A 21,616-nucleotide genomic window follows, 5' to 3' on the forward strand; every position below is an offset into this window, starting at 1 on the left:
CTGACTACTCCTCATCATCACCATCAGCGTGGGAACGGATAAGCGCCATAAACTCTTTACCAAAGCGCTCCAGTTTGCGCGTGCCGACGCCGTTGACGCTGAGCATCTCGCTGGCGCTGAGTGGCATTTGCTCGGCCATCTCGATCAGCGTCGCGTCATTGAACACCACGTATGGCGGGATGTTCTCTTCATCGGCAATGGCTTTACGCAGCTTGCGCAGCTTGGCGAACAGCTTGCGATCGTAGTTGCCGCCGTAGGATTTCTGCATCACGCGCGGCTTCAGGGCGACGACGCGCGGAACGGCGAGCTTCAGTTCAACCTCACCGCGCAGGACCGGTCGCGCCGCTTCGGTAAGCTGAAGCGCAGAGTGCTGGGCAATATTTTGCGTGGCAAAGCCGAGATGGATCAGCTGGCGGATGATACTCACCCAGTGCTCATGGCTCTGGTCTTTCCCGATGCCGTAAACCGGCAGCTTGTCGTGACCCATATCGCGGATACGCTGGTTGTTAGCCCCACGCAGCACTTCGACGACGTAGCCCATCCCAAAGCGCTGGTTCACGCGTCCGATAGTCGAGAGCGCTTTGCGCGCGTCCATCAGACCGTCGTACTGCTTCGGCGGGTCGAGGCAGATATCGCAGTTGCCGCACGGCGCCTGACGCCCTTCACCAAAATAGTTGAGCAGCACCAGACGGCGGCAGGTTTGCGCTTCGGCGAAGGCACCCATCGCGTTAAGCTTGTGGCGTTCGATATCCTGCAACTGCCCCTGCGGTTTCTCCTCGAGACAGCGGCGCAGCCACGCCATATCCGCCGGATCGTAAAACAGCATCGCTTCCGCAGGCAGGCCATCACGCCCGGCGCGGCCGGTTTCCTGATAATAGGATTCGATATTGCGCGGGATATCAAAGTGCACCACAAAGCGCACGTTGGGCTTGTTGATCCCCATCCCGAACGCCACCGTTGCGACCACGATTTGCAGGTCGTCACGCTGGAATTTTTCCTGTACGTCGGCGCGGATGTGGTTTTCTAACCCGGCATGGTATGCCGCCGCGCTAAAGCCGCGATTTTGCAGACGCGCAGCGGTGTCTTCCACCTTCGCGCGGCTGTTGCAGTAGATGATGCCGGACTTGCCGCGCTGCTCCTGCACGTAGCGCAGGAGCTGATCCAGCGGCTTGAATTTTTCCATCAGCATATAGCGGATGTTCGGCCGGTCGAAGCTGCTGACCTGAATATAGGGGTCTTTCAGCCCCAGCAGGCGAACGATATCCTGACGCGTGGTGTCATCCGCCGTGGCGGTAAGCGCCATAAACGGCAGCTCAGGGAAGCGCTGACGCAGCTGGCCGAGGGCGGCATATTCCGGGCGGAAATCGTGCCCCCACTGGGAAATACAGTGCGCTTCATCCACCGCCAGCAGCACCGGGTTCCAGTGCGCCAGGTGGTCGAGGAAGTTGTCCAGCATCAGGCGCTCTGGCGCGATATACAGCAGGCGGATCTGCCCGGTGCGGCACCCGGCCATCACCTCTTGCTGCTGCTCGCGGGTTTGCGTCGAGTTAAGACAGGCCGCCGCCACGCCGTTGGCAAGCAGCTGGTCGACCTGGTCTTTCATCAGGGAAATAAGGGGGGAGACCACAACCGTCAGGCCATTAAGTACCAGCGCGGGCACCTGATAGCAGAGCGATTTTCCGCCGCCGGTCGGCATGACCACCAGGCAATCGCGGCCTTCCAGCACGGTTTCAATGATGGTTTCCTGGCCAGGACGGAACTGCTGGTAGCCAAAGGTTTCATGCAAAACCTGTTTAGCCAGCGATTCCTGATTCAATACTTCCGCCTGCGCCACGTTAACCCCATATGCCAGAAATGAAACAGGCGCTATTTTCAGCGCCTGAGAGAGAAACTTCAACGTTTAACGCAAAAACATTCGAGCAGCTTAGAAAATATCGTTCAGCATGACGCCCACACCAACGCGGGTCTGGTTGAAGTTATAGTCGATCAGCGATTCGCCATAACCGCTATACACCTGGGTATAGAGACGAACGTGTTTCGTCACCGGGTAGCTCAGGCCCAGCTCTGCGCCGCCGTAGCCGGTATTCCAGTTGTACTGCCCTTTGGCGCTCAGCACCGCGTCACCCAGCTGATAGCCCACTTTAAGCTGATAATAGCCCATGTATTTGGTGATATCCGGGTTGTCATCGGTGCTGCCCACCACGTACCACGGCTTCACTTCCACCATGAAATTGCCGTTCTGCGCCATCAGACGCGTATAGACGCGATTCCAGCTGCGTGAGGTTGGGTCGGAACGACCGTTGGAATCGTGGTTATAGCCCACCTCCACGTCGCGCAGCGTCCAGCCTGCAAACTCATAATCAGTGGCGAAACCGAGGAACAGCTGCGGTTCATAGTTGGTTTCGCGGAACGGTGAAGATTCCCCGCTGTTGGAGAGCTGCCACCATGACTTCTGCGTGTAAGATGCACCAAGCACCGAGTTCGGCCCCAGGATGCCGCGCCATAACGGGAAGGCCAGGCTGAGCTGGAACTTCACCTCATCTTTACGCGCATTGTCAGACCAGTTATAGGAGCTTATCGCCTCTTTGTTGAGATCGCTGGTCTGGGTATAGATCACGTAGTTTGTGTCATAGGGGTAGAGCGTGAACGGATTGTCATGCTCCTGAAGCATATTGGCGATGATGCTGCCCTGAACGGCAGGTTTATCATGCACTTCTTTGATCGTCGCTTCCTGCGCATATGCTGTGAGGGGCAGCGCAACCGCCGCCAGTAACCAACCCAGATACGTCCGCATCGGTGGTGTTCTCCTGAAATTGTGACATTTAATGAATAGTTTTGTCCGGGCATTCTACAGACTTCTGCGATAACTTCCGCTTCCTCGTTTCTTAAAGTGGCATTCCTTTATCCTGAAGCATAAAATCAACATTTTGTTAACAACAAGGATGCCACGTCAGATGTCAGCCACACTCACCGCCGAAGAAACCTTAAAGCTCGTGGGCGAGATTTTTGTGTACCACATGCCATTCAACCGTGCACTGGGTCTTGAGCTGGAGCGATACGAAAAAGACTTCGCTCAGCTGAGTTTCAATAATCAGCCAATGATGGTCGGTAACTGGGCGCAAAGCATTTTGCACGGCGGAGTGATTGCCTCTGCGCTGGACGTGGCGGCCGGTCTGGTGTGTGTGGGCAGCACGCTGACGCGCCATGACACCATCAACGAAGATGAGTTACGCCAGCGCCTGTCGCGCATGGGCACCATCGATTTACGCGTCGACTATCTGCGTCCGGGACGCGGAAACCGCTTCACCTGCACCAGCAGCCTGCTGCGCGCCGGGAATAAAGTTGCCGTCGCCCGCGTTGAGCTGCATAACGAGGAGCAGGTTTATATCGCCAGCGCAACCGCCACTTATATGGTGGGTTGAGGCGGCAAATTCGGGTAAAATTACTTCACTTTTTTGTAACGGATTTTCCCGATGGATGCTAAACAGACGCGGCAGGGCGTTTTACTCGCTCTTGCCGCTTATTTTATTTGGGGTATCGCGCCGGCGTACTTCAAGCTTATCGCCTATGTCCCGGCGGACGAGATCCTCACTCACCGCGTCATCTGGTCGTTTTTCTTTATGATCGCGCTGATGAGCATCAGCCGTCAGTGGTCAGGCGTCAAAACGCTGCTAAAAACCCCGAAGAAGGTCTTCCTGCTTGCCCTCTCTGCGGTGCTGATTGGCGGAAACTGGCTGCTGTTTATCTGGGCGGTGAATAACCATCACATGCTCGAAGCCAGCCTGGGCTACTTCATTAACCCGCTGGTGAACATCGTGCTGGGGATGATTTTCCTCGGCGAACGTTTCCGCCGGATGCAGTGGGTGGCGGTGATTCTGGCCCTCTGCGGCGTGCTGGTGCAGCTGTGGACCTTCGGTTCACTGCCGGTTATCGCCCTGGGGCTGGCGTTCAGCTTTGCCTTCTACGGCCTGGTGCGTAAAAAAATCGCCGTGGAAGCGCAGACGGGAATGCTGTTTGAAACCCTGTGGCTGCTGCCTGTCGCGGCGATCTACCTGTTCGGTATTGCCGACAGCGCCACCAGCCACATGGGCAGCAACCCATGGTCGCTGAACCTGATGCTGATGGCGGCGGGCGTGGTCACGACGATTCCCCTGCTGTGCTTCACCGGCGCGGCAACGCGTCTGCGTCTCTCGACGCTTGGCTTCTTCCAGTACATCGGCCCGACGCTGATGTTCCTGCTGGCGGTGGTGTTTTACGGCGAGGTGCCGGGTGCGGATAAGATGGTGACGTTTGCCTTTATCTGGGTGGCGCTGGCGATTTTCGTTGCGGATGCAATTTATACCCAGCGCAGGACTCGCAGAGGAATTTAGGTGCTTTGTAGGGCGGGTAAGCGCAGCGCCACCCGCCTGATTTTTACAACCAGTTCTTCCGCTTGAAGTACAGGTACGGCGCCAGCCCGGCGAGGATCATAAAGATAATCGCCCCCGGGTAGCCAAAGCTCCACTTCAGCTCCGGCATAAACTCAAAGTTCATCCCGTAGCTGGATGCCACCAGCGTCGGCGGCAGGAACACCACGGAAACCACCGAGAAGATCTTGATGATGCGGTTCTGCTCGATGTTGATAAAGCCCATTGCCGCCTGCATCAGGAAGTTGACCTTCTGGAACAGGGATTCGTTGTGCGGTAGCAGGGATTCGATATCGCGTAAGATCTCACGCGCCTGCTCCAGCTGACCGCCCGGCAGACGCGCCTTGCGAACCAGGAAGTTCAGCGCGCGCTGGGTATCCATCAGACACAAACGCACCTTCCAGCCGATATCTTCCAGCTCTGCAAGCGTGGACAACGCTTCGTCGTACTCATCACCCTGATGGCCTTCCATGATCACGCGGCTCAGCTTTTCCAGGTCGCTGTAGATGTTTTCGATTTCATCCGCCAGCTGTTCGATTTTGGTTTCGAACAGATCCAGCAGCAGCTCATAGGCGTTACCGTCCATCATCGCCTGGCTGCGGGCGCGCATGCGGTAGAGACGAAACGCAGGCAGTTCGCGCTCGCGCAGGGTGAACAGGCGGCCATCGCGGATGGTAAACGCCACGGTGGAGTTCCCCGCGTGGTCTTCGGCATCTTCGAAGAAGAAGAAGGAGTGAATGTGCAGGCCGTCTTCGTCTTCAAAAAAACGGGCGGATGCTTCGATGTCTTCCAGTTCCGGGCGTGTCGCCAGGCTTTGCCCCAGTTCAGATTGTACGCGAAGGCGCTCATCGTCGTCCGGCTCGACCAGATCCACCCATACGGCATCAATGAGGGGCTGTGACTCTTCGGCTTCAAGCCGAGTCAGTCGGTTATTTTCGAGTTGAAATGCGCTCAACATGACCGGGACTCCCAATGCAAAAAATATCGGACAGTTCGGTGGGCACACAGAAACAAATTGGGTTTCAGACCATTAAACAGCCTGACTCAGCGCGACGGGAATGATGCAGTCGCTGACAACCACTAAGGCCATCAGCAAGAGGAGATAGCCTTAGGAGTTGTTCCTGGATGACAGGGAATTGAGCCAGTATCTACTGGGTGTGTCCAAGGCGAATGTCCTCTTAGCGTAATCGTGCGCGCATGTTACGCCAGCAATAACTGTGGCGTCAACACGCAACGGAACGCTGAAGGGCATTAATTGACCTTCAACGTATAAGGCTAGCAGATTATTACAAAATAGTGATATTTTTCTGAAAGTTACACACTTTCCAGCTTGGCATAGGCTGCCACCAGCCATTTGATCCCCTGCCCCTGGAACGCGACCTGCAAACGGCTGTGCTCGCCGCTGCCTTCCAGGTTGACGATGGTGCCTTCGCCAAACTTCGAGTGGCGCACGCGCTGGCCCAGCTTGTAACCGGTGTCGGTTTCAGAGATTGGCGAGCCCATACGCTGATGACTGACCGGACGGCTGATGCTGGCGCGCAGGCGCACCTCTTCCACACACTCTTCCGGCAGTTCGCCGATAAAGCGCGACGGACGGTGATACACTTCTTTCCCGTACAGGCGGCGGGTTTCCGCGTAGGTCAGGGTCAGTTTCTGCATCGCACGGGTCACACCCACGTAGGCCAGACGACGCTCCTCTTCCAGACGCCCGCCTTCATCCAGCGACATCTGGCTCGGGAACATCCCCTCTTCCATCCCGACGATGAACACCTGCGGGAACTCCAGACCTTTCGCGGAGTGCAGGGTCATCAGCTGAACCGCATCCTGCCAGGTATCGGCCTGCCCTTCACCCGCCTCCAGCGCGGCGTGAGAGAGGAATGCCTGCAACGGCATCAGGTCTTCGTCTTCTTCGTTGTAGCTGAACTGGCGCGTTGCCGTCACCAGCTCCTCTAAGTTCTCAATACGGGTCTGGCCCTTCTCGCCTTTTTCCTGCTCGTACATGGTGCGCAGGCCGGAATCTTTGATTACCCGGTCAGTCTGGACGTGCAGCGGCATGTCGGCCGTTTCCTGCGCCAGCGCGTCGATTAACTCCAGGAAGCGCTGCAATGCGCTGGCGGCGCGCCCGGCGAGGGCTTTTTCCTGTAACAGCTCGCGGCATGCCTGCCATAGCGTGAGCTGACGATCGCGCGAGGCCTGACGCACCACGTCCAGCGTACGATCGCCGATGCCGCGCGTCGGCGTGTTCACCACGCGCTCAAACGCCGCATCGTCGTTACGGTTGGCAATCAGACGCAAATACGAGAGCGCATCTTTGATCTCCTGACGTTCGAAGAAGCGCATACCGCCATAAATGCGGTACGGCATGCTCACCTGTAACAGCGCCTCTTCCAGCACGCGCGACTGGGCGTTGCTGCGATAGAGAATGGCACACTGCTCCAGCGCACCGCCGTTCTCCTGCCAGGTTTTAATGCGGTTCACCACGAAGCGGGCTTCGTCGAGCTCGTTGAAGGCGCAGTAAATCGAAATCGGTTCGCCGTCGACGCCATCGGTCCACAGCTTTTTACCCAGTCGCCCGTTGTTGTTCTCAATCAGGGCGTTGGCCGCGCTCAGTATGTTGCTGGTAGAACGGTAGTTCTGCTCCAGACGGATGGTTTGCGCGCCGGGGAAATCGTTGAGAAAGCGCTGGATGTTCTCCACCTGCGCGCCGCGCCAGCCGTAGATAGACTGGTCGTCATCGCCCACGATCATCACCTTGCCGGTATCCCCGGCCAGCAGGCGGATCCACGCGTACTGAATGTTGTTGGTATCCTGGAATTCGTCCACCAGAATGTTGGTGAAGCGTTCACGGTAGTGTTGCAGGATATGTGGTTTGTTGAGCCACAGCTCGTGGGCGCGCAGCAGCAGTTCGGCGAAATCCACCAGACCGGCGCGATCGCACGCTTCCTGATAGGCCTTGTAGACGTTCTGCCAGGTCTGCTCAACCGGGTTACCGAAGCTTTGAATGTGGTGCGGACGCAGCCCTTCGTCTTTCTGACCGTTGATGTACCACATCGCCTGACGCGGCGGCCACTGCTTCTCGTCGAGGTTCATCGCCTTGATCAGACGTTTCAGTAAGCGCAGCTGATCTTCGCTGTCGAGGATCTGGAAATCCTGCGGCAGGTTAGCGTCCATATGGTGCGCGCGCAGCAGACGGTGCGCCAGGCCGTGGAAGGTGCCAACCCACATGCCGCCCTGGCTGGTGCCCATCAGCTGTGCGATACGGTGGCGCATCTCCGCCGCCGCCTTGTTGGTGAACGTCACGGCCATAATCGAGTACGGCGAGCAGTTCTCCACGCTCTGTAGCCAGGCGATACGGTGAACCAGCACGCGCGTCTTACCACTGCCCGCTCCAGCCAGTACCAGCAGGTTTGTACGCGAGGCGGCAACCGCGTCACGCTGTTTGTCATTAAGGCTGTCGAGCAGGTAAGAAACGTCCATTGGCACCGTCACGTCATGTCGGGCGGGCAAATGTTTCCATTCGCCAAAACCCTGTTAATTTATACAGAACAATTGATGATTATATCAGCGTCGTGAGGGATGCCAACCGTGAAATTTCCACGTGCGGCAGAAGACGGCTATCCGGGGTAGTCATCAGATCGGCATTTTCCGGCTTGATCCAGCAGGCCTGCATGCCGCAGCGGATCGCCCCGGCGACGTCCGTGGTCAGGTCGTCGCCCACGTGCAGGATCTCACCGAGCGGCAAATCCAGTTTTTCCGCCGCCAGATGATACATATCGTTGAACGGCTTCGAGCGTCCGTGCGGGCCCGCGCGCAGCACGAACTGAAAATAGTTCCCCAGACCAAACAGTTCAGGCTGAGCGTTGCCGTTGGTAATGGCGACCAGCGGCCACTTTTCGGCGAGCTTCGCCAGCGTGTCGTGGGTCTCCTGCGGCACGTCGATTCGGCTGCGCCATTTGGCGAAGTTTTCCATGGCCGCTTCAGCACCCATGGCCGCGTCCTGCGCGCTCAGGCCGGCATTGAGCATCGCCTGCTCAACCGCACGGCGGCGCCATTCGGTCACGTCATGATAAATTTCCGGCTCGGTTTCCCGCAGGGACTGACGCAGCTTCTGGAACTCTTTGTTCTGGATCGCTTTCAGCGCAGGATGGTAGTTCTGCACAAACGCCAGCGACTCCTGCTCGGTACGCAGGATCACTGGGCGGTTGTCGTAAAGGGTGTCATCAAGATCAAACGTCAGGGCTGAGATCTGACCGAGTGGGCGGTAAAAACGCATTATTTCCCCCGTTTGGCGCGTGGATGCGCCGCGTCATACACCGAGGCAAGGTGTTGGAAGTCTAAGTGGGTATAGATTTGGGTGGTCGACAGATTCGCGTGACCAAGCAGCTCCTGTACGCCGCGCAGGTCGCCGCTTGATTCCAGCATGTGCGTCGCAAAAGAGTGGCGCAGCTTATGCGGGTGAACGTGGCTGTTCAGCCCCTGCTTAATGCCCCACTCCGCAAAGCGCTTCTGCACGTTACGCGCCGAGATCCGCTTGCCGAGCTTCGACAGGAACAGCGCATCCTCTTCCGCGCCAAACAGACCGCGCAGATCCAGCCAGTGCTCAATCCAGGAAACCGCATTGCGGCCGATCGGCAGGCGGCGCTCTTTGCTGCCTTTGCCCATCACCCACACTTCGCCAGATTCCAGATCGAGGTGCTTTAAGTCGAGGTTCACCAGCTCAGAGAGACGCAGGCCCGCGCCGTACATCACCTCCAGCATCGCACGGTCGCGCACGGCCAGCGGATCGTTAAGATCGATATTCAGCAGGCGGTTTACGTCGTCGACGTCGATATTTTTCGGCAGATGACGCGGGGCCTTTGGCGTGGCGATCCCTTTTGCCGGGTTGGCTTTCAGACCGCCCTGGCTGACCAGCCAGTCGAAGAAACTGCGCAGGGCTGAGAGCCGGAGCGCCAGGCTCGCCGGGCTTAAGTTTTTTTTACGGCTACGCACAACGAAGCCGCGAACCGTGGCGGCGTCACATTGTTGCCAGCTTTTCAGGCCGATTTCATCGGCAATCTGCATGATGGCATCAAGCTGACGCTGATAGTTGAGCAGCGTAATAGGGCTAAGCTGGCGTTCTACGCCAAGATAGCGCAGAAAACGGGTGACGTCAGTGGCGAGCAGTCCGTCCGTCATACGCGCTCAATCCAGCGCTCCAGCAGCTCAGGCAGCATCAGGGCGATCTCCTGCAACAGTTGCGTGCCCTGCCCCTGTTCATAATGATGCGCGTCGCGGCTGGTAAATAACATCACGCCCAGGTCACCATCGCGCCCCATCAGCGACATCGCCACCGAGCCGATAGCTTTGGCTTCCGGCAGCACCACCAGCAGTTCTGGCCCGTTAAGCGGCCCCAGATAGTGGTGCTCATGGCCCAGACGCTGAATGCGCAGCGGTTCAAACGCCTGACGGCTCAGCGCCAGATGGGTAAACCCGGACGGCGCGCCAATGCGCCAGCGGTCGGGAAAGAGACGGATCGTCGCGCCTGCCAGCCCCAGCTCGCGCGCCCAGCGGTGGAAGCGGTTGAGGAACTCTTCGAGACTGTGCGCGGAAGCCAGACGCGCCTGAAGGTGCAGAAGACGATAGAACAGGCTTTCGTTATTGCTGGCCTGCTCCATCAGCAGCGTCATGTTCTCTTCGAGCTGATTGATGTGGTTGCGCGAGCGCGCCATGTGCCATTCAACCAGCGACACGGTCTCGCGAACCGGATGCGGCACGCGCATCCTTTCGACGACGCGTGCATTGCGGATAAAAAACTCAGGATTGTGCAGCAGGTAATCCACCACAGCGCTGTCGTCCAGCTCCGTTACAGGTTCCCGCAGTTCTTCCCCTGGTTGCTTCATAGATGGATAAACCCGTCATAAACATGTGTCGCCGGGCCAGTCATGTACAGTGGATGACCCGCTCCTTTCCAGGCGATATCAAGACGCCCGCCCGGTAATTCCACGCGAACCTCTTCCGCCAGTAACCCCTGCGAGATACCGACGGCCACCGCCGCACAGGCACCGCTTCCGCAGGCCTGGGTTTCGCCCGCGCCGCGCTCGTAAACCCGCAGGCGAATGTGTTCACGCTTCACCACCTGCATGAAACCGATGTTCGCCCGCTCCGGGAAGCGCTCGTGGCTTTCCAGCACCGGGCCGAGCGTTTCAACCGCCGCAGTTTGCACATCATCTACCTGAATCACGCAGTGCGGGTTACCCATCGAGACGACGCCGCACAATACTGTCTGCTCGGCGGCACGCATAATATAGGTCTTTTCCGCTTTGTTGGCGCGAAACGGCACGGCAGCGGGTTCGAAGTTCGGCTCGCCCATGTTCACGCGCACCAGTTCGTCGTCGGTGACGCTGAGCACCATCCGGCCATTGGCGGTGCTGACGCGGATATCGCGCTTGTTGGTCAGCCCTTTCAGCCGAACAAAGCGGGCAAAACAGCGCGCGCCGTTGCCGCACTGGGAAACTTCGCTGCCGTCGGCGTTAAAAATGCGATAGTGGAAGTCCAGGTCAGGATCGTAAGGCGGCTCCACCACCAGCAGCTGGTCAAAACCCACGCCCACGTGCCGATCCGCCAGACGACGGATCAGTTCCGGGGAGAAAAAGACATTCTGCGTTACCGCGTCGACGACCATAAAGTCGTTGCCAAGGCCATGCATTTTAGAGAACTGCATCATTTGCTCCATTGCGCGGGTACAGAACGTAATCGTCAGAGATTGACCTGAGTCGGGCCGCCGTTATTGCCGCGATCGTTGGTATCCGGCGTAGATGACTCGATACCACTTTGCACCGGTTTCGTCGGCGGTGGTGCGTTTTTATCCTCTGGCGGGAAGTACAGTGGTCCCTTCAGTCCACAGCCGGTCAGGCTAAACAGAGTGACAAGAACGGCAAGCGTTCGAAAGACGTTTTTCATGTAGAGGTTGCCCGTAAGTTCAAATCTGTTTCTATCATCGCAGGAGAAGACACAAAAGCAAGAGTTTGCCGCTTTCCTGCAACGGGAATTATTTAGCGTTATACTGCCGCCATCACGAAAAACAGGAATAAAACCATGAACGACAGTGAATTTCATCGCCTTGCCGATACCCTGTGGATGACCATCGAAGAGCGTATCGACGACTGGGACGGCGACAGCGATATCGATTGTGAAATCAACGGCGGGATCCTGACCTTAAGCTTCGAAAACGGCAGCAAGATTATTATTAACCGTCAGGAGCCGCTTCACCAGGTGTGGCTGGCGGCGAAACAGGGCGGCTATCACTTTGATCTGAAAGGTGACGAGTGGGTCTGCGACCGCAGCGGCGAAACGTTCTGGGATCTGCTGGAGCAGGCGGCGACGGCGCAGGCGGGTGAGGCAGTGAGTTTCAGGTAGTTTTGTTGCCCGGTGGCGGCTACGCCTTACCGGGCCTACAACGGCTCGAATCGTAGGCCGGGTAAGCGTGAGCGCCAACCGGCAACAGCGGCTCGGACCGTAGGCCGGGTAAGCGTTAGCGCCACCCGGCAAAAGCAGCTCGGACCGTAGGCCGGGTAAGCGTTAGCGCCAACCGCAACAGCAGCTCGGACCGTAGGCCGGGTAAGCGTTAGCGCCACCCGGCGAAAAGGTTCAGGAGAAATACTGCTGCAACAGCGGCGCAGTTTCCTGGTTAGCGGGCACCGCAGGGGTAATCGCCTGCGTACGGAACGGGATCACCTGCGCTCGTCCATCCACATTCACAATCTGGTAGAACTGCGGCAGGTTGAAGTTGATAAAGCTTGAGCCGTAGGTAAAGCGATCGTGCGAGGATGAATAGAACCGGCTGACGTCGCGCACCAGCTCCTCTTTGCTGCCTTCACAGTGGTGATACACCTCGGCACGGTTGGTTTCATCCAGAATGTAGATATTAAACCCGGCGTTATCGCCCGACTCCTCGAAGAAGAACTGAATAATCCCTTCACTCGCAAAGCCATCCACCACCTGCGGCAGCTTAACGTGGTTGGTTTCCACCTGAACCGACAGGCCATGCAGTTTGTTGTGTGAAATCGCGCCGTAGAATTCAATGGCGTTCTCCAGCTTCTGCACCGACACGTTCAGGCGCTCAAAGAACAGCCCCCAGGTCTGGCCGGAGACGCGCAGCGCTTTAAAGCGTCCGGTTTCATTCCGGGTGCTGGAAAGACGCAATTCGATGCACTCAGACACCAGCTGCTGCACGCGGGTACGAATCAGGCCGCGAAGGTGCTGGCTGTAGCAGAACACCTCTACGCTGTCCGGCGGCGCGGCGTCCTGATGCATCTTGCCGAGGATCGTTTTCAGCGCCTCGATCATCGCCTGCTCGCCGTTAAAGTGCAGGGTACGCACTTCGTTCCACGAGTTGCGGTACAGCAGATCCACGCTGCCCACCAGGCAGTTTTGCTGCTCACCGAAGCTAAAGACGTCCAGCTTACGGAAGTCAAAGTGAACCACCTGATTGCGGAAGGCCGCCGTCGGGTCGTATTCCAGGTTGACGATGATCGCCAGATGGCGAATCTCACACGGGCTGTAGAGCGCTTTTGGCGTCGGCGCAGGCAGACGCAGTGGGAAGTGGTGCGAGACATCCGCCACCATCTCCTGCAATTTGGCTAAATCGACCACCTCGTTGCCCTTGATAAACAACCGGGTGCGTGAGGTGAGAAGGCCGTTAAACCAGGCCCAGGCCACCAGCTTGTTAAGGTAGCGGTTATACTCCAGCGGCTGATGGCTGATGATCGAATCCATGCTTGGCGCACGGTTGTACAGATACCACCCGGTGCGGTTTGCGCGGCCCGGCGGCACGTAGATAAAGGTCAGATTCGGTTCAGACAGGTCAGGCGAAATCTGTGGGTTCACCAGCGTTACCTTGCCCGGCAACGCTTCAAACGCGGCGTACAGTTTACGGGTCAGCACCCCGATATCCTGTGGGCTGGCAGAAACGCTAAGGTTGTTACGGCGGGCAAAGCGGATCAGGTTGCGGTAGCTCTGCATCATCGCATCAAGCAGCTCGTTGTGCGCCTCGCGCACCTGATCGATTTTCCAGTTGGCGCGGTTGTCGAGCATGGCGAGACGCGCTTCGTCCCATCCCCACTCTTTTACTAACTGGCTGACCACTTCACGGCGCCAGCCAACGCAGGCGCGCTCGCGGCTCAGTTTTTCACAGACTTTGAGATAGAAACATCGACGCACCAGGTCAAGACGCGTGGCGTCATCAATGGCCGTCAGGTATTCGGTGACGCGTTCCAGCATCATGCAGTAGGCATCAAGCCCGTAGGAGACGATCTCCCCATCGTGCAGACGCTGCTTAATATCTTTCGCCAGCAGACGCGGGGTGGGGTATTCCCAGGAGTAGGCTTCCAGCAGCAGGGTTTTCAGCACCGCTTTGTACGGTGAATCAATGCTCTTATAGAGCTGCCAGAGGCTTGCACCAAAGTACTCTTCGGCGGACAGGGAGCTCAGACCGCCCAGATCCAGCCACTCGTTTGGCGTCAGTACGCCCTGCGAGTAAAGCGACATGACGTAGTCGTCATAATTCTCTTCTTCATCGCACGGCACCATATTCCACAGAATACGTTTTCCGGCCAGGCGAACCGCTGTACGGTAAAACTCATCCAGCAACAGAATATGCTGAGTCGAGCCGCAGTCTTCACCACCCAGACTGCCGCTTTCGTTATGGCGGAAACGGTTTTCATCAATCAGGAAGAAGCTCACTTCCACGCCGAGCGACGCCGCCCAGCTCTCCAGCAGACTGCATTTACGCTGCAACAGCTGGCGCTCTTCATTGTCGAGCCAGGACTGATGGCAGACCCAGATATCCAGGTCAGAAGAACAACTTTGCCCAACCGATGACGTGCTGCCCATGGAGTAAACCCCGGTAATCGGCAGCTCGCCTTTCGGCGAAACCTGCGGCGGCATACCACGGTAAAGCTCAAGTTCAGTCAGATAGTGTTGTTGGGTTTCATCAGGCGTGAAGAGGCAAATGCCCTGGGGAACGTTACCATCGAGGTAACCCGGCATTAGCGGATGGTGATAGTGCAACAATGTCGGCAGTAGACTGTATACCTGCTGGAAAGCAGGGCCCATGGCAGCAAGCGCGCGATCCACACGCAATTGATTGATGGCATCCAGTCTCTGTTTCAGAGTCTCAATATAGAGGTACAAGACGTATCGCCTGATGTTTCCGGGTTTCGCACGCCAGTCAAAACAGAACAAGCAGCGGACCCGCAGTATTTCAAAAAATAACCGTTACCCTTTTTCGCCTTGTTCTTTTCTGGTGGTACAGACGAAAAAATGGTCTAAAACGTGATCAATTTAACACCTTGCCGGTTGACCGTAAAGAAAGATGCGCTACATACAAGTGTAGCACCGTTCTGTACGTGTAAATTCCTGAATACGGCGGTGGCTGACGCGAACGCCGCCCTGTCCCTCTCACTCTTCATCAACCGTAAAACTGCCATCCGAGTGTCAACAATGTTAGGATGGTTAGCGATTGATAATGACGGTAACAAGCATGTTAGACAATGTTTTGAGAATTGCCACACGCCAAAGTCCTCTTGCGCTCTGGCAGGCACATTATGTTAAGCAGCGCCTGGAAGCCTGCCACACCGGATTACGCGTTGAGCTGGTGCCAATGGTCACGCGTGGCGATGTCATTCTTGATACGCCGCTGGCCAAAGTGGGCGGAAAGGGTCTGTTTGTCAAAGAGCTGGAGCTGGCATTGCTTGAGAACCGCGCCGATATCGCCGTGCATTCGATGAAAGACGTGCCCGTTGAGTTCCCGGAAGGGCTGGGGCTGGTGACCATCTGCGAGCGCGAGGATCCGCGCGATGCGTTTGTCTCTAATCGCTATGACTCGCTTGATGCGTTGCCGGCAGGCAGCGTGGTCGGCACGTCAAGTTTACGCCGCCAGTGTCAGTTGGCTGAACGTCGTCCGGATCTGGTGATTCGCTCGCTGCGCGGGAACGTCGGCACACGCCTTGGCAAGCTGGATAACGGCGACTACGATGCCATTATTCTTGCGGTTGCGGGCCTGAAACGCCTGGGGCTGGAAGAACGTATTCGCGTGGCGTTGCCGCCGGAGCTGTCGCTGCCCGCCGTCGGCCAGGGTGCCGTCGGCATTGAGTGTCGTCTGGATGATACGCGTACTCAGGCACTGCTCGCGCCGCTGAATCATGACGATACCGCCGTTCGCGTAAAAGCCGAGCGCGCGATGAATACTCGCCTCGAAGGAGGCTGTCAGGTGCCAATTGGCAGCTATGCTGAATTAACTGACGGTGAGCTGTGGCTGCGTGCGCTGGTTGGCGCGCCGGACGGCTCGCAGATGGTTCGCGGTGAACGTCGCGGCAAGCCGCAGGATGCCGAGGCGCTTGGCGTATCGCTGGCGGAAGAGCTGCTGAGTAATGGCGCGCGTGAAATTCTGGCTGAGGTCTATAACGGAGAGCCCCCTGCATGAGCATACTTGTCACCCGCCCTTCTCCCGCAGGAGAGCAGTTAGTGAGCCGTCTGCGCGCACTGGGGCAGGTGGCCTGGAGTTTTCCGTTGATTGAATTCTCCCCCGGTCGCGAGCTGCCTACGCTCGCTGACCAGATGCGTGCCTTGCAGGAAGGTGATCTGCTCTTTGCGCTATCGCAGCATGCCGTGGAATTTGCCCATGCGCAGCTACAACAGCAGGGCGTTAACTGGCCCCACGCACCCCGCTATTTCGCCATCGGGCGCACCACGGCGCTGGCCTTACATACCGCGAGCGGAATCGATGTTCGTTACCCGTTAGATCGGGAAATCAGCGAAGTCTTGCTACAATTACCTGAATTACAAACTATTGCCGGAAAGCGTGCGCTCATTTTGCGCGGCAACGGTGGCCGCGAACTGCTGGGCGAGACGCTGCGCGAACGCAGCGCAGACGTGACGTTTGTGGAGTGCTATCAGCGCTGTGCGAAACACTATGATGGCGCGGAAGAAGCCATGCGCTGGCATGCGCGCGGCATTAATACGCTGGTGGTTACCAGCGGTGAAATGTTACAACAGCTTTGGTCGCTGATTCCGCTTTGGTATCGCGAAAACTGGTTACTCCGCTGTCGGCTTCTGGTCGTCAGCGAGCGTCTGGCGAACCACGCCCGGGAACTGGGCTGGCAGGATATTCGGATCGCTGATAACGCCGACAACGATGCGCTGCTGCGCGCATTACAATAACTCTCAAATGGGAAGCCATAATGACGGAACACGAAAAATCCTCCGCCGTGGTTGAAGAGACCAGGGAGACTGTGGACACCACGTCACAGCCAGAGACGACAGACAAAACCGTTGAGAAGAAAAACGGCAGCAATAAAACCAGCCTCACGCTGAGCGTGATTGCCATCGCGATTGCGCTGGCCGCAGGCGTGGGTCTCTACGGACTGGTGAAGAAACAAGGCACCAACCAGACGGCCACCAGCGACGCGCTGGTTAACCAAATCACCGCCCTACAGAAAGCGCAGGAGACGCAAAAAGCTGAGCTGGAAGGCGTGATCAAACAGCAGGCTGCCGCCCTCGCCGACGCGAACAGCAAACGTGAAGAGTTGACCAAACAGCTGAGCGAAGTGCAGGAGAAAGTCGCCACGATTTCGGGAACCGATGCCAAAACCTGGCTGCTCTCACAGGCCGATTTTCTGGTGAAGCTGGCCGGGCGCAAGCTCTGGAGCGATCAGGATGTCACCACCGCCGCCGCGCTGCTGAAAAGCGCCGACGCAAGCCTGGCCGATATGAACGATCCGAGCCTCATCAACGCACGCCGCGCTATTACGGAAGATATCGCCAGCCTGTCTGCGGTTTCTCAGGTCGACTATGACGGTATCATCCTTAAGGTAAATCAGCTCTCCAACCAGATTGATAACCTTCAACTGGCCGATAACAACGACGATGACTCCCCGATGGATTCCGACGGTACCGAGCTGTCCAGCTCCCTGAGCGAATGGCGTATCAACCTGCAAAAGAGCTGGCAGAACTTTATGGACAGCTTTATTACCATTCGCCGCCGCGATGAAACCGCCGTGCCGCTGCTGGCACCGAACCAGGATGTCTATCTGCGCGAAAACATTCGCTCCCGCCTGCTGGTGGCTGCCCAGGCCGTACCACGTCACCAGGAAGAGACCTACAAACAGGCGCTGGATAACGTTTCAACCTGGGTACGTGCTTACTACGATACCAATGACGCAACCACGACCGCGTTCCTGGAGGATATCGACAAGCTGAGCCAGCAAAACATCACCATGAACGTGCCGGACAAGCTGGAAAGCCAGCCGATTCTGGAGAAGATCATGCAGACGCGCGTGCGTAACCTGCTGGCCCAGCCGGGCGTTCCGGCAGAGCGCCCGGCTGAAGCACCTGCCGCCGCGCCAGCGCCTGAAAGCGCGCCGCAAGGAGAGTGATGATGCTAAAAGTCTTCTTACTCTTCATCCTGCTGATCGCCGGAATTGTACTGGGGCCGATGCTCGCGGGTCACCAGGGTTACGTATTGATCCAGACCGATAACTACAACGTCGAAACCAGCGTGACAGGGCTGGTGATCATCCTGATCCTGGGTGTGGTCGTCCTGCTGGCAGTGGAATGGATCCTGCGTCGGATTTTCCGTACCGGGGTTCACACGCGCGGCTGGTTCGTTGGCCGTAAGCGCCGTCGCGCCCGTAAGCAGACCGAGCAAGCGTTGCTGAAGCTGGCCGAAGGCGACTATCAGCAGGTTGAAAAGCTGATGTCGAAAAATGCCGACCATGCAGAACAGCCGGTTGTTAACTATCTGCTGGCCGCTGAGGCGGCGCAACAGCGAGGCGATGAGGCCCGCGCCAATCAGCATCTCGAACGCGCGTCTGAGCTCTCAACTAAGGATCCGATTCCGGTTGAGATCACCCGCGTTCGTCTGCAACTGGCGCGCAATGAAAACCATGCCGCACGTCACGGCGTTGACCGTCTGCTGGAAATCACCCCTCGTCATCCGGAAGTGCTGCGTCTTGCGGAGCAGGCATACATTCGGACAGGTGCCTGGGGTTCGCTGCTGGACATTATCCCTTCCATGGCGAAAGCCGACGTGGGCGATGATGAACATCGTGATGAACTTCAGCGTCTGGCCTGGATTGGCCTGATGGATCAGGCGCGCGCCGATCTTGGCAGCGACGGCCTGAAAACCTGGTGGAAAAACCAGAGCCGCAAAACGCGCCAGCAGGTTCCCCTTCAGGTGGCGATGGCAGAACATCTGATTGAGTGTGACGACCATGACACCGCGCAGGAGATCCTTCTCGACGGTCTCAAGCGACAGTATGATGACCGCCTGGTGATGGTCATCCCGCGTCTGAAAACCAACAATCCGGAACAAATAGAAAAAGCACTGCGCCAGCAGATCAAAACCGTGGGCGATCGTCCGCTGCTGTGGAGTACGCTTGGCCAGTCTTTGATGAAACACGGCGAGTGGCAGGAGGCGAGTCTCGCCTTCCGCGCTGCGCTGAAGCAACGCCCGGACGCATTTGATTACGCCTGGCTTGCTGATTCGCTGGACAAGCAGCACAAGCCGGAAGAGGCCGCAGCCATGCGGCGTGATGGGCTTCTGCTTACGCTACACAATAACGGAACGCAGCAGTAATTATCCAGGAGGCCAGATGGCCTCCTTTTTTGTACCCATAAAAAAACGCCTGCTATAAAAGCAGGCGTTAAAACAGGTCTGTAAGACAACATATTTGGTGCTTCACTCAACGTTATGTCCATGGTGTTTGATGAGGCCGAAGCGACATCTGTCAGTGGACGATAAGCACCGTAAACGGCTCTGCGTCATTCCTGAGTTTATGAGGCCGTAGGGCGAACATAAGAGATGGAATGAGCATCTACACGCATATTATTGCATGTAATGTGCCAGGTTTACACGCATAACTTTTACATCGCGCAACATTTTAAGATAAAAGGAAATTATGTTGTTAAGAGGCGCCTTACGCCATACAAACTCGCGCTAAGGGCGGCAATCTGTCGTCACCAGGAGACAGGTTAAGAGAGAAAATAATAAATTCTTTATTATTAACAGCTTATATGTCGCTGAATCGCGACAAGGATATAGAGTGTTGTCGGGGAATGGCTACAGGATGAAAAAGCGCAGAAAACAAAAAACCCCGCCGAAGCGGGGTTCAAAATTGGTCGGCGAGAGAGGATTCGAACCTCCGACCCACTGGTCCCAAACCAGTTGCGCTACCAAGCTGCGCTACTCGCCGATGTACTGCTTTTTTGAATTTTTAGTTCAACTCATTAAAAGTCGTGGTGCGAGGGGGGGGACTTGAACCCCCACGTCCGTAAGAACACTAACACCTGAAGCTAGCGCGTCTACCAATTCCGCCACCTTCGCAATTCACAACTCTTTCAATAATGGGGTGGCTAATGGGATTCGAACCCACGACAACTGGAATCACAATCCAGGGCTCTACCAACTGAGCTATAGCCACCACTGTATTCTTTCACGCGGTTCTGACTACTTCTCAGACCACCGCAGCTCTAGCGCCGGGACTAAAATGGCGCGCCCGACAGGATTCGAACCTGAGACCTCTGCCTCCGGAGGGCAGCGCTCTATCCAGCTGAGCTACGGGCGCTTAGCGCCGTTGCGGGGCTGGATATTACGTACCTCCGACCCCGCTGTCTAGTGCTTTTTTGAAAAAAATGCGCGTTTGGTTATGGTTTGCACATTTTGCCGCTTATTCCTCCACTTTATGGGCGGAGCCACGGCGACCCAGGCCAAAAAGTTTATATGCAGCTGTGACGGCAGCCAGGAAGATCATCCCGACAAACAGCGACATGCGGGTATCTTCATTAAAGTACATTCCAATTAATACGCAAATCAGGAACGCCATCGTCAAATAGTTCGCATACGGGAACAGAATGGAACGGAATGGATGGCTGGCGATCGCTTCTTTGTGCGCCTGTCGGAAACGCAGCTGGCTAATCAAAATGACAAACCACGGTACCATCCCCGGCAGCACGCTGGCGCTATAAACATAAACAAACACGCGCTGCGGATTCGGGATGATGTAGTTCAGGCAAGAGCCAATCAGCAGAATCACAATCGACACCGCTACGCCCGCCACCGGTACACCCACGCGGGAGACTTTACCCATCATCGCCGGCAGCTGTTTGTTTTGCGAGAGCGCGTAAAGCATACGCCCACAGCTGTACATTCCGCTGTTACAGCCGGAGAGCGCCGCCGTCAGCACCACAAAGTTGATAATGGCGGCTGCCGCCGTGATGCCAATCTTAGCGAAGGTTAAGACAAACGGGCTGCCGGTGGTGCCGATCTCGTTCCATGGGAAAATGGTCACGATAACGAAGATCGCGCCCACATAGAAAATCAGGATACGCCACAGTACCTTGCCTACCGCGCTACGCAGCGTGACCTGCGGGTTTTTCGCCTCACCTGCGGTAATGCCGATCAGCTCAACGCCCTGATAGGAGGCGACAACGATACAGAGCGCCGTCAGAAAGCCCTTCCAGCCGCCCGCAAAGAAGCCGCCGTGCCCGGTCAGGTTACCAAAACCGATAGCGTGCCCGCCGTTACCGAAGCCAAAGAAGATGACCCCAAGGCCAACGACAATCATCACGATGATGGTGGTGACTTTGATCATCGCAAACCAGAACTCGATTTCGCCGTAAAGACGAACGGCGGCAAGGTTCGCCAGCGCCACCAGCCCTACGGCAATAAGCGCGGGTATCCACTGGGCCATCTCCGGGAACCAGAACTGCACGTAGACCCCGATGGCGGTGATCTCCGAAATCCCCACGGCCATCCACATAAACCAGTACGACCAGGCCGTGAGATAACCAAAGAACGGGCTCATATACCGGTGGGCGTAAACGGCGAAAGAGCCCGTCACCGGCTCCAGAAACAGCATTTCGCCCATTGAGCGCATGATGAAGAAGACGAACAGTCCGGCAATAATATACGCCAGCAGGACGGAAGGCCCCGCCCACTTCAGCGTGCTTGCCGAGCCCATAAACAGGCCAACGCCGATAGTCCCGCCCAGCGCGATCAGTTCAATATGTCGAGCTTCCAGCCCACGCTGAAGCTCCGGTTTTTTCTCTGCCATAATTCCTCGGTTGTGTTTGCTGTTTCCCGACTTGTTGCCGGGTATTGTTTTGAGGGGTACTGAAATACGGAGCGAATGGTTTCTTAAATTCTGGCAAATGGCAAACAATGCATTAAAAAA

General features: G+C 56.9%; 19 protein-coding genes and 4 tRNA genes. 7 read left to right on the forward strand and 16 right to left on the reverse strand.

Going from position 1 to position 21,616, the window contains the following annotated elements; all coding sequences use genetic code 11:
* Window positions 1-4: 4 nt before the first annotated feature.
* The gene (recQ, locus tag AC4OVS_RS21125) at window positions 5-1,834 is read right to left on the reverse strand and encodes an ATP-dependent DNA helicase RecQ (RefSeq protein WP_032626543.1); all 1,830 of its coding nucleotides are present in this window, start codon (window positions 1,832-1,834) and stop codon (window positions 5-7) included.
* A 90-nt stretch (window positions 1,835-1,924) separates the two neighbouring features.
* Window positions 1,925-2,794: a phospholipase A gene (pldA, locus tag AC4OVS_RS21130; RefSeq protein ID WP_022646666.1), complete on the reverse strand. Its 870-nt coding sequence runs from the start codon at window positions 2,792-2,794 to the stop codon at window positions 1,925-1,927.
* A 160-nt stretch (window positions 2,795-2,954) separates the two neighbouring features.
* On the opposite strand from pldA, the gene yigI reads away from it, so the two are divergent.
* A complete protein-coding gene (gene yigI, locus AC4OVS_RS21135; RefSeq protein ID WP_006812366.1) occupies window positions 2,955-3,422 on the forward strand; it encodes an acyl-CoA thioesterase YigI in 468 nt (155 codons plus the stop codon).
* Window positions 3,423-3,473: 51 nt separating this feature from the next.
* Window positions 3,474-4,370: an EamA family transporter RarD gene (gene rarD, locus AC4OVS_RS21140; RefSeq protein ID WP_023299047.1), complete on the forward strand. Its 897-nt coding sequence runs from the start codon at window positions 3,474-3,476 to the stop codon at window positions 4,368-4,370.
* 43 nt (window positions 4,371-4,413) lie between these two features.
* Here rarD and corA read toward each other — a convergent pair whose 3' ends face one another.
* From corA to lptM, 8 genes are all read right to left on the reverse strand, one after another.
* Complete coding sequence (corA, locus tag AC4OVS_RS21145) at window positions 4,414-5,364, reverse strand: magnesium/cobalt transporter CorA (RefSeq protein ID WP_003860807.1); 951 nt, start codon at window positions 5,362-5,364, stop codon at window positions 4,414-4,416.
* Between the two features lie 150 nt (window positions 5,365-5,514).
* On the reverse strand, window positions 5,515-5,571 hold the full coding sequence (gene ysgD, locus AC4OVS_RS21150; RefSeq protein ID WP_212743980.1) for a YsgD/CorL family protein: 57 nt from the start codon (window positions 5,569-5,571) through the stop codon (window positions 5,515-5,517).
* Between the two features lie 149 nt (window positions 5,572-5,720).
* Complete coding sequence (gene uvrD / locus AC4OVS_RS21155; RefSeq protein WP_017383586.1) at window positions 5,721-7,883, reverse strand: DNA helicase II; 2,163 nt, start codon at window positions 7,881-7,883, stop codon at window positions 5,721-5,723.
* Between the two features lie 79 nt (window positions 7,884-7,962).
* Window positions 7,963-8,679, reverse strand: coding sequence for a 5-amino-6-(5-phospho-D-ribitylamino)uracil phosphatase YigB (gene yigB, locus AC4OVS_RS21160; RefSeq protein ID WP_022646664.1), 717 nt, complete (start codon window positions 8,677-8,679; stop codon window positions 7,963-7,965).
* On the reverse strand, window positions 8,679-9,581 hold the full coding sequence (gene xerC / locus AC4OVS_RS21165) for a tyrosine recombinase XerC (RefSeq protein ID WP_491922691.1): 903 nt from the start codon (window positions 9,579-9,581) through the stop codon (window positions 8,679-8,681). The genes yigB and xerC overlap by 1 nt, the downstream gene beginning before the upstream one ends.
* On the reverse strand, window positions 9,578-10,285 hold the full coding sequence (locus AC4OVS_RS21170; RefSeq protein ID WP_023295731.1) for a DUF484 domain-containing protein: 708 nt from the start codon (window positions 10,283-10,285) through the stop codon (window positions 9,578-9,580). The genes xerC and AC4OVS_RS21170 overlap by 4 nt, the downstream gene beginning before the upstream one ends.
* Complete coding sequence (gene dapF, locus AC4OVS_RS21175; protein WP_023299045.1) at window positions 10,282-11,106, reverse strand: diaminopimelate epimerase; 825 nt, start codon at window positions 11,104-11,106, stop codon at window positions 10,282-10,284. Before dapF ends, AC4OVS_RS21170 begins: the two co-directional genes overlap by 4 nt.
* Before the next feature lie 35 nt (window positions 11,107-11,141).
* Window positions 11,142-11,345 carry an LPS translocon maturation chaperone LptM gene (gene lptM / locus AC4OVS_RS21180; RefSeq protein ID WP_006812373.1) on the reverse strand — a complete coding sequence of 68 codons (204 nt, stop codon included), beginning with the start codon at window positions 11,343-11,345 and terminating at the stop codon, window positions 11,142-11,144.
* A 135-nt stretch (window positions 11,346-11,480) separates the two neighbouring features.
* Between lptM and cyaY the strand changes: the two genes are divergently transcribed.
* On the forward strand, window positions 11,481-11,801 hold the full coding sequence (cyaY, locus tag AC4OVS_RS21185) for an iron donor protein CyaY (protein ID WP_006812374.1): 321 nt from the start codon (window positions 11,481-11,483) through the stop codon (window positions 11,799-11,801).
* A gap of 231 nt (window positions 11,802-12,032) precedes the next feature.
* Here cyaY and cyaA read toward each other — a convergent pair whose 3' ends face one another.
* A complete protein-coding gene (cyaA, locus tag AC4OVS_RS21190; protein ID WP_022646660.1) occupies window positions 12,033-14,576 on the reverse strand; it encodes a class I adenylate cyclase in 2,544 nt (847 codons plus the stop codon).
* 349 nt (window positions 14,577-14,925) lie between these two features.
* Here cyaA and hemC point away from each other — a divergent pair, with 349 nt between their 5' ends.
* The 4 genes from hemC to hemY are packed head-to-tail and all read left to right on the forward strand — an operon-like array spanning window position 14,926 to window position 19,020.
* Window positions 14,926-15,867: a hydroxymethylbilane synthase gene (hemC, locus tag AC4OVS_RS21195; protein ID WP_046621712.1), complete on the forward strand. Its 942-nt coding sequence runs from the start codon at window positions 14,926-14,928 to the stop codon at window positions 15,865-15,867.
* On the forward strand, window positions 15,864-16,604 hold the full coding sequence (gene hemD / locus AC4OVS_RS21200; protein WP_491922692.1) for a uroporphyrinogen-III synthase: 741 nt from the start codon (window positions 15,864-15,866) through the stop codon (window positions 16,602-16,604). The genes hemC and hemD overlap by 4 nt, the downstream gene beginning before the upstream one ends.
* Window positions 16,605-16,624: 20 nt before the next feature.
* Window positions 16,625-17,818, forward strand: a complete 1,194-nt coding sequence (hemX, locus tag AC4OVS_RS21205; protein WP_022646657.1) for a uroporphyrinogen-III C-methyltransferase — start codon at window positions 16,625-16,627, stop codon at window positions 17,816-17,818.
* Window positions 17,819-17,820: 2 nt separating this feature from the next.
* Window positions 17,821-19,020 (forward strand): protoheme IX biogenesis protein HemY, encoded by a 1,200-nt coding sequence (gene hemY / locus AC4OVS_RS21210; protein ID WP_032622057.1) that lies wholly within the window; start codon window positions 17,821-17,823, stop codon window positions 19,018-19,020.
* Between the two features lie 539 nt (window positions 19,021-19,559).
* Here the strand turns inward: hemY and AC4OVS_RS21215 are convergent.
* The 5 genes from AC4OVS_RS21215 to thrP all read right to left on the reverse strand — a co-directional run bounded on the left by AC4OVS_RS21215 (window position 19,560) and on the right by thrP (window position 21,496).
* Window positions 19,560-19,636 (reverse strand) — tRNA-Pro (locus AC4OVS_RS21215).
* A 44-nt stretch (window positions 19,637-19,680) separates the two neighbouring features.
* Window positions 19,681-19,767, reverse strand: a tRNA-Leu gene (locus AC4OVS_RS21220).
* A 21-nt stretch (window positions 19,768-19,788) separates the two neighbouring features.
* Window positions 19,789-19,864, reverse strand: a tRNA-His gene (locus AC4OVS_RS21225).
* Window positions 19,865-19,931: 67 nt separating this feature from the next.
* A tRNA-Arg gene (locus AC4OVS_RS21230) sits at window positions 19,932-20,008 on the reverse strand.
* A gap of 102 nt (window positions 20,009-20,110) precedes the next feature.
* The gene (gene thrP / locus AC4OVS_RS21235; protein ID WP_045308202.1) at window positions 20,111-21,496 is read right to left on the reverse strand and encodes a bifunctional threonine/serine APC transporter ThrP; all 1,386 of its coding nucleotides are present in this window, start codon (window positions 21,494-21,496) and stop codon (window positions 20,111-20,113) included.
* Window positions 21,497-21,616 lie beyond the last annotated feature (120 nt).

This window comes from Enterobacter sp. 4974935, from assembly GCF_058661735.1.

Coding starts and splice junctions, on each gene's coding strand:
- pldA (WP_022646666.1), bottom strand. CDS start 2,794: ATGCGGACGTATCTGGGTTGGTTACTGGCGGCGGTTGCGCTGCCCCTC.
- yigI (WP_006812366.1), top strand. CDS start 2,955: ATGTCAGCCACACTCACCGCCGAAGAAACCTTAAAGCTCGTGGGCGAG.
- rarD (WP_023299047.1), top strand. CDS start 3,474: ATGGATGCTAAACAGACGCGGCAGGGCGTTTTACTCGCTCTTGCCGCT.
- corA (WP_003860807.1), bottom strand. CDS start 5,364: ATGTTGAGCGCATTTCAACTCGAAAATAACCGACTGACTCGGCTTGAA.
- uvrD (WP_017383586.1), bottom strand. CDS start 7,883: ATGGACGTTTCTTACCTGCTCGACAGCCTTAATGACAAACAGCGTGAC.
- yigB (WP_022646664.1), bottom strand. CDS start 8,679: ATGCGTTTTTACCGCCCACTCGGTCAGATCTCAGCCCTGACGTTTGAT.
- xerC (WP_491922691.1), bottom strand. CDS start 9,581: ATGACGGACGGACTGCTCGCCACTGACGTCACCCGTTTTCTGCGCTAT.
- AC4OVS_RS21170 (WP_023295731.1), bottom strand. CDS start 10,285: ATGAAGCAACCAGGGGAAGAACTGCGGGAACCTGTAACGGAGCTGGAC.
- dapF (WP_023299045.1), bottom strand. CDS start 11,106: ATGCAGTTCTCTAAAATGCATGGCCTTGGCAACGACTTTATGGTCGTC.
- lptM (WP_006812373.1), bottom strand. CDS start 11,345: ATGAAAAACGTCTTTCGAACGCTTGCCGTTCTTGTCACTCTGTTTAGC.
- cyaY (WP_006812374.1), top strand. CDS start 11,481: ATGAACGACAGTGAATTTCATCGCCTTGCCGATACCCTGTGGATGACC.
- hemC (WP_046621712.1), top strand. CDS start 14,926: ATGTTAGACAATGTTTTGAGAATTGCCACACGCCAAAGTCCTCTTGCG.
- hemD (WP_491922692.1), top strand. CDS start 15,864: ATGAGCATACTTGTCACCCGCCCTTCTCCCGCAGGAGAGCAGTTAGTG.
- hemX (WP_022646657.1), top strand. CDS start 16,625: ATGACGGAACACGAAAAATCCTCCGCCGTGGTTGAAGAGACCAGGGAG.
- hemY (WP_032622057.1), top strand. CDS start 17,821: ATGCTAAAAGTCTTCTTACTCTTCATCCTGCTGATCGCCGGAATTGTA.
- thrP (WP_045308202.1), bottom strand. CDS start 21,496: ATGGCAGAGAAAAAACCGGAGCTTCAGCGTGGGCTGGAAGCTCGACAT.